Genomic DNA, 5,688 nt, shown 5'->3' with positions numbered 1-5,688 from the left:
CTCTCCTCGTTCTCTTCTCCTTCGTACCGCAAAAGTCAGCCGCCCTTCCCTTCATTTTCATGGCAGGGCTTGCGGATCATCTCCCATGGTGGTTTTGTACCTGAGATAGAGCTTACAATTCACAAGGAAGAATTATATAATATCTTAGTGTAGTACGAGTGGTAGTATGGTATACTTTATAAGTATGTTTTCAGTGAGCGTGGGAACGTTTTTTTGGGGGATGCATAACAGATGAACCTTTTGAAGCATGATTTTCAGGAAGAAATAGAAGAAGTCGTAAGGAGCATTAAACAGAATGCCGAAAACCGCGTTCTCTACCAATACATTGATAATCCACCTATCTCACAGCTTCGCATATGCTTGCTGTATCTTTTTCTTAGGCAGCGCGGCGTAAGCGGAGCGGCTCTTCGCGACTATATTGTCACTGCAACGCTGATTCAGCTCGCGCTTGACAGCCATGAGCGGGTCAGCCTGAACAAAGAAGAGACATCCGCAGGCATTAGATCGCGCCAGCTTACCGTGCTGGCCGGTGATTATTTCAGCAGCCGGTACTATTATTTGCTCGCCAACTTAGAAGATGTGCGGGCGATCGGCCAGCTGGCACGGAGCATTCAGGAGATTAACGAGTGGAAGATTAATTTGTATTGTGAGAACGATTGGACAGCCGAGCAATATTTGCAGCGAAAAGTGGATATCGAGTCGTCCTTGCTTCGGTCCTTTGGAAATGCATATGTCGGGGAAACAATGGACGTATGGATGCGTATTTTTTCACAGATGATTCTTGTTGAGCAATTGCTTGCCGAATACCGGACCTGGAATATCGAGCAGGAGGCGGGGCGATATTTTCATCTGCTGAGCCGGGAGGAAGGCACGCATAGCGCCTACCAATCGATGCTGCAGCACATCCATAAAGCGCTCCACCAGTGTCGTAAATTGATCGCGCTGGTAGAAGGGGAAGAATGGCGCGCCGAATTGAGGCACCTTGTGGACCGGTGCGCGGAAGAGTTGGACAACCAGAAAGCAAGGGCAGAGGAGATGTAGCCATGCGTCAGAAATTGCAGGGGGAAGAAAAAGCGGAATACGTACATTCGGTATTTGAATCGATTGCAAAAGAGTATGACCGAATGAACTCCGTTATCAGTTTTGGCCGTCATGTCGCCTGGCGTGAATATACAAATAAGCGGATGGGTGTACGGGAAGGTCAGAGCGCGATTGATTTATGCTGCGGGACGTGCGATTGGACGATTAGCCTTGCTGAAGCGGTCGGCCCGAAAGGCAATGTAGTAGGCCTTGATTTCAGTCAGAATATGCTTGATGTCGGGGCGGAAAAGATTCGGAAAAAAGGGCTGGATCAAATTACGCTGGTGAACGGAGATGCAATGAAGATTCCGTATCCGGATAACACGTTCGATTATGCGACGATCGGATTTGCTTTGCGCAATGTGCCGGATTATAAGCAGGTGATTCGTGAGATGGCACGGGTGGTGAAGCCGGGAGGACAGGTCGTCTCGCTTGAAGTCAGCAAACCTCCGCTGATGCCGTACCGTAAAATGTTCTTTTTTTATTTTTACAATATTTTGCCGCTTATCGCCCGTATAGTGGTGGATAAGTATGAAGAATACAGCTGGCTGCCCCAGTCGCTGACCAACTTTCCGGACAGCAGGCAACTCGCGGAAGTTTTCCGTGAAGCGGGTCTTGTAGACGTGCAGACCAAGCTGTTTGTCGGCGGCGTTTCCGCGCTGCACATCGGTTTTAAGAAACAGGTGGACAAATCATGAGAAAATTAAAAATTATCCTGGAAATGATCAAATTTGAGCATACGATTTTCGCGCTACCGTTTGCATTTATGGGCGCAATTCTGGGCAGCTTTGTTGTCAACGGCACATGGCCGACGTGGTCGCAAATCTTCTGGATTATCGTGGCGATGGTGGGCGCACGCAGCGCGGCCATGGCGCTCAATCGGTTGATTGACCGACGTTTTGATGCGGAGAATCCGCGCACGGCCATGCGGGCGCTCCCGGCCGGGTTGCTTAAAGTAGGAGAAGTTCTTTTGTTCATCATCGTTTCATTCGTGGTTTTATTTGTCGCCGCCTTCCAGTTGAATATGCTGGCGGTGAAGCTTTTGCCGATCGCAGTCTTTTTCCTGGTATTATATTCTTATACGAAGCGATTTACCTGGGCCTGTCATTTAGTGCTGGGCATTGCCATCGGGCTTGCGCCGCTTGGCGGTTGGGTAGCCACAACCGGACAGGTAGATTGGCTGGGACTTCTGCTGTTTGCTTCCGTGGCTCTCTGGACTGCAGGTTTTGATGTGATCTATGCGTGTCAGGATGCCGAATTCGACCGCAAGCGCGGTCTGTATTCGATTCCGAGCTATTTTGGCATTGCCAGAGCGCTCAAGCTGGCACGTTTCTTCCATATCATTACAATCGCTGGTTTTATCGCATTGTTTTTTATTACCAGCCTTCATATTTGGTTTGCAATTGGAGTTATTATCGCTGCTGCCATTTTAGTTTATGAGCATCGGCTGATATCACCGAACGATTTATCCAAGCTAAATACGGCCTTTTTCACGATGAACGGGATTCTCAGCGTTGTTGTATTTTCATTTACCCTGCTTGATTTGGTGATGAGATGAGAAAAATCTTTGTTGTCGGAATTACAGGAGCGAGCGGCGCTGTATACGGGGTACGCCTTGTGCAGCAGATGCTCCTTCATGACTATAAAGTGCATTTGATCGTAACGGAAGCTGGCTGGCAAGTATTTCGGGAAGAATTAGACTGGGATACGACAGACCGGGATGCGGTCATTCGGGAGCATTTTCCGCAGGTAAACGGAGAACTTCACTATCATACGCTGCACGATTTTACAGCGCCCGTTGCGAGCGGTTCGTATCGCAGCGACGCTATGGTGATTGTGCCCTGCTCCATGGGGACGCTGTCCGGCATTGCCCACGGGGCATCCGGCAATCTGCTGGAGCGTACCGCCGACGTGATGCTTAAGGAAGGGAAAAAGCTTGTTATTGTGCCGCGCGAGACACCGCTTAACGTTATTCAACTGGAGAATATGACGAAGCTGGCGCAGGCGGGAGCGCGCATCGTGCCCGCCATGCCCGGGTACTACCACAAACCGCAGACAATGGACGATGTAATCAATTTTGTGGTAGGAAAAGTACTGGACACTCTAGATGTGCCACATCAACTATTTCGCCGTTGGGGAGAGTGAAACCGTGCCTGCAATGAAAATTGGCAAAATCACTTTTAGTAACATCATGCCTATCTATCATTTTTTTCGTACCGATCAATTCGATGAACATCAGGTAGAATTTATCCCGCAGGTTCCCTCGCAGCTTAATCAAGGTATGGCGGAAGGTACCATTGATATGGGGCCGATTTCGTCATTTGAATACGGACGGAATTATAACGAGTATGAGGTGCTGTCTGATTTGTCGATTAGCTCGCTGGGCAAAGTGCGTTCTATTTTTCTCTTCTCCCGCAAGCCGATTGAAGAACTGAAAGAAGTAAAAATTGCGTTAACAGATAAGTCAGCGACATCGGTTAATTTGCTTAAAGTGATTATGGAAAAGTTTTATCAGGCTTCTCCCTTCTATGAGATGATGCCGGCCAATCTGGAGAGGATGATGGCAGTAGCGGACGCTGCGTTGTTAATTGGCGACGATGCGCTGCTTGCTTCCTGGAACAATCCTGGCTATCATATGTATGACCTGGGCGAGCTGTGGTATAAACATACCGGGATGTGGATGGTGTTCGCGGTTTGGGCAGTGCGACGTGAAGTTTCACAGAGTAAGCAGGAACTCCTGCGCAGCGTTCATAATGAATTTTTGCGTAGTAAGAAATTGGGGTTTGCCGAATTGGACACAGTCGTGGCCCAGGCGAAGCAAGATTTCGGCGCTACTACGGAGTTCTGGAAGACATATTATACAGGACTATCTTACGATTTTACTCCGGATCATAAGAGAGGATTGGAGTACTATTACGCATGTGCAGCGGAGCTCGGGCTGTTGAGCGAGTCGGCCAAGGTGGAAGTTTGGAGCGCGGATTCGCGGCAGTCGGCTGTGTAAGCGTTAGGAAGAGAAGAACCAGTTGGGTGGAGCGTAATGAAACTAACAGATATTTTTTGGCCGTTCCGATCGGACATGAATTATATCGAACGCGAGTTGGACAGGGCGATTGACACGAAAGAATCTGTGCTGCAAAAAGCGTCCAGTCATTTGCTCAAAGCGGGGGGGAAGCGAATTCGCCCCGTCTTTGTGCTGCTGGGTGGAAAGTTTGGCACATATGACATCGAGCGGCTTAAGCTTGTGGCTGTGCCGCTTGAACTCATTCATATGGCGACCCTTGTGCATGACGATGTTATCGATGATGCCGAGCTCAGGCGCGGCAAGATGACCGTCAAATCGAAATGGGACAACCGGATTGCGATGTATACCGGCGATTATATTTTGGCTCGTGCGCTGATGATGGTAGCCGAGCTGCCTAATCCGCAGATTCATAAAATATTGTCGCGTGCAATGGTTGATTTGTGCATCGGTGAGATTGAACAAATCCGCGATTTGAATAACTGGGAGCAGAACCTGCGCCATTATTTGCGTCGCATCAAGCGGAAAACCGCTCTGCTTATTGCGATCAGCTGCCAGTTGGGCGCTATTGCGGCAGATGCCCCGGCGTATGTTGTGCGCCAGCTCTATGCCTATGGCTATAATGTGGGTATGGCATTTCAAATTACCGACGATATTCTTGATTTCACAGGCAGCGAGCAAACGCTTGGCAAACCGGCCGGCAGTGACTTGAGGCAGGGCAATATTACGCTTCCTGCGCTGTATGCGTACCATAGAAGTCCGGATGCGGCCCGGTTTCGAACGCTGGCGGAAGAAAATCGGGTAGACGAGATGATTCAAGCGATCCGCCAAGGTGAAGGCATTGATGTGGCACGCAGGCTTGCAAACCGGTATCTGGCGCGTGCGGCGCAGGCGCTTGAGGGATTGCCTGACAATCGGAGCAAGGATGCCCTGTTAAAAATCGCGCGTTTTATTGGAGAACGGCAATTTTAAGGGCAGTTGCAAAGATACCCTAAATTTGTTAAAATTCACGATGTGTGTTAGCACACCGTACATAGGAAAGTAACTACAGAACATGGAGGTTATTATACATGGCGAAACAACGCACTTTCATCATGGCTAAACCGGATGCCGTACAACGCAACTTGATCGGCGAAATCATGCAGCGCTTCGAGCGCAAAGGTTTCCACCTTATCGGTGCGAAATTGATGAATGTACCGCGTGAACTGGCAGAAGAGCACTATGCTGAACATAAAGAGAAGCCTTTTTTCGGTGAGCTTGTTGACTTTATTACTTCAGGTGCCGTATTTGCGATGGTATGGGAAGGCGAGAATGTAATCGCGACCGCACGTAACATGATGGGTAAAACAAATCCGGCAGAAGCCGCTCCGGGAACTATCCGTGGCGACTTCGGTATCAGCATGGGTATGAACATCATCCACGGTTCCGATGCTCCGGAAACGGCTGAGCGCGAAATCGCACTGTGGTTCAAAGAAGACGAGCTGCACGAATATGAAAAAACAATCAACAAGTGGATTTAATTTTTTGATGAACAAAAATATCCACACAGGCAGAAATATATAGTTTCTGCCTTTTTTTCTGTGAAAATC

7 protein-coding genes are annotated in these 5,688 nt (G+C 48.9%); all 7 read left to right on the top strand.

Features of this window, described 5'->3' with window-relative positions:
- Nucleotides 1-231: 231 nt before the first annotated feature.
- The 7 genes from ADA01nite_RS05860 to ndk all read left to right on the top strand — a co-directional run bounded on the left by ADA01nite_RS05860 (nucleotide 232) and on the right by ndk (nucleotide 5,619).
- Nucleotides 232-1,041 carry a heptaprenyl diphosphate synthase component 1 gene (locus ADA01nite_RS05860; protein WP_146809027.1) on the top strand — a complete coding sequence of 270 codons (810 nt, stop codon included), beginning with the start codon at nucleotides 232-234 and terminating at the stop codon, nucleotides 1,039-1,041.
- 2 nt (nucleotides 1,042-1,043) lie between these two features.
- The gene (locus ADA01nite_RS05855) at nucleotides 1,044-1,778 is read left to right on the top strand and encodes a demethylmenaquinone methyltransferase (RefSeq protein WP_146809026.1); all 735 of its coding nucleotides are present in this window, start codon (nucleotides 1,044-1,046) and stop codon (nucleotides 1,776-1,778) included.
- Nucleotides 1,775-2,638: a UbiA-like polyprenyltransferase gene (locus ADA01nite_RS05850; RefSeq protein ID WP_146809025.1), complete on the top strand. Its 864-nt coding sequence runs from the start codon at nucleotides 1,775-1,777 to the stop codon at nucleotides 2,636-2,638. Before ADA01nite_RS05855 ends, ADA01nite_RS05850 begins: the two co-directional genes overlap by 4 nt.
- Complete coding sequence (locus tag ADA01nite_RS05845; RefSeq protein ID WP_146809024.1) at nucleotides 2,635-3,225, top strand: UbiX family flavin prenyltransferase; 591 nt, start codon at nucleotides 2,635-2,637, stop codon at nucleotides 3,223-3,225. The genes ADA01nite_RS05850 and ADA01nite_RS05845 overlap by 4 nt, the downstream gene beginning before the upstream one ends.
- Nucleotides 3,226-3,238: 13 nt before the next feature.
- Nucleotides 3,239-4,081, top strand: a complete 843-nt coding sequence (locus ADA01nite_RS05840) for a menaquinone biosynthetic enzyme MqnA/MqnD family protein (RefSeq protein WP_246147238.1) — start codon at nucleotides 3,239-3,241, stop codon at nucleotides 4,079-4,081.
- Between the two features lie 36 nt (nucleotides 4,082-4,117).
- Nucleotides 4,118-5,071, top strand: a complete 954-nt coding sequence (gene hepT / locus ADA01nite_RS05835) for a heptaprenyl diphosphate synthase component II (protein ID WP_146809022.1) — start codon at nucleotides 4,118-4,120, stop codon at nucleotides 5,069-5,071.
- 98 nt (nucleotides 5,072-5,169) lie between these two features.
- Nucleotides 5,170-5,619, top strand: a complete 450-nt coding sequence (gene ndk / locus ADA01nite_RS05830; protein ID WP_146809021.1) for a nucleoside-diphosphate kinase — start codon at nucleotides 5,170-5,172, stop codon at nucleotides 5,617-5,619.
- Nucleotides 5,620-5,688 lie beyond the last annotated feature (69 nt).

It is taken from the genome of Aneurinibacillus danicus (assembly GCF_007991215.1).
Lineage (GTDB): Bacteria > Bacillota > Bacilli > Aneurinibacillales > Aneurinibacillaceae > Aneurinibacillus > Aneurinibacillus danicus.
The sequence above is the reverse complement of the archived record's forward strand: the minus strand, read 5'-3'. Positions and strand labels throughout refer to the sequence as shown.

Bases quoted from the DNA above. Each gene is read 5' to 3' on its own strand.
- ADA01nite_RS05850 (WP_146809025.1), top strand. From the start codon at position 1,775: ATGAGAAAATTAAAAATTATCCTGGAAATGATCAAATTTGAGCATACG.
- ADA01nite_RS05860 (WP_146809027.1), top strand. From the start codon at position 232: ATGAACCTTTTGAAGCATGATTTTCAGGAAGAAATAGAAGAAGTCGTA.
- ADA01nite_RS05845 (WP_146809024.1), top strand. From the start codon at position 2,635: ATGAGAAAAATCTTTGTTGTCGGAATTACAGGAGCGAGCGGCGCTGTA.
- ndk (WP_146809021.1), top strand. From the start codon at position 5,170: ATGGCGAAACAACGCACTTTCATCATGGCTAAACCGGATGCCGTACAA.
- ADA01nite_RS05855 (WP_146809026.1), top strand. From the start codon at position 1,044: ATGCGTCAGAAATTGCAGGGGGAAGAAAAAGCGGAATACGTACATTCG.
- hepT (WP_146809022.1), top strand. From the start codon at position 4,118: ATGAAACTAACAGATATTTTTTGGCCGTTCCGATCGGACATGAATTAT.
- ADA01nite_RS05840 (WP_246147238.1), top strand. From the start codon at position 3,239: ATGAAAATTGGCAAAATCACTTTTAGTAACATCATGCCTATCTATCAT.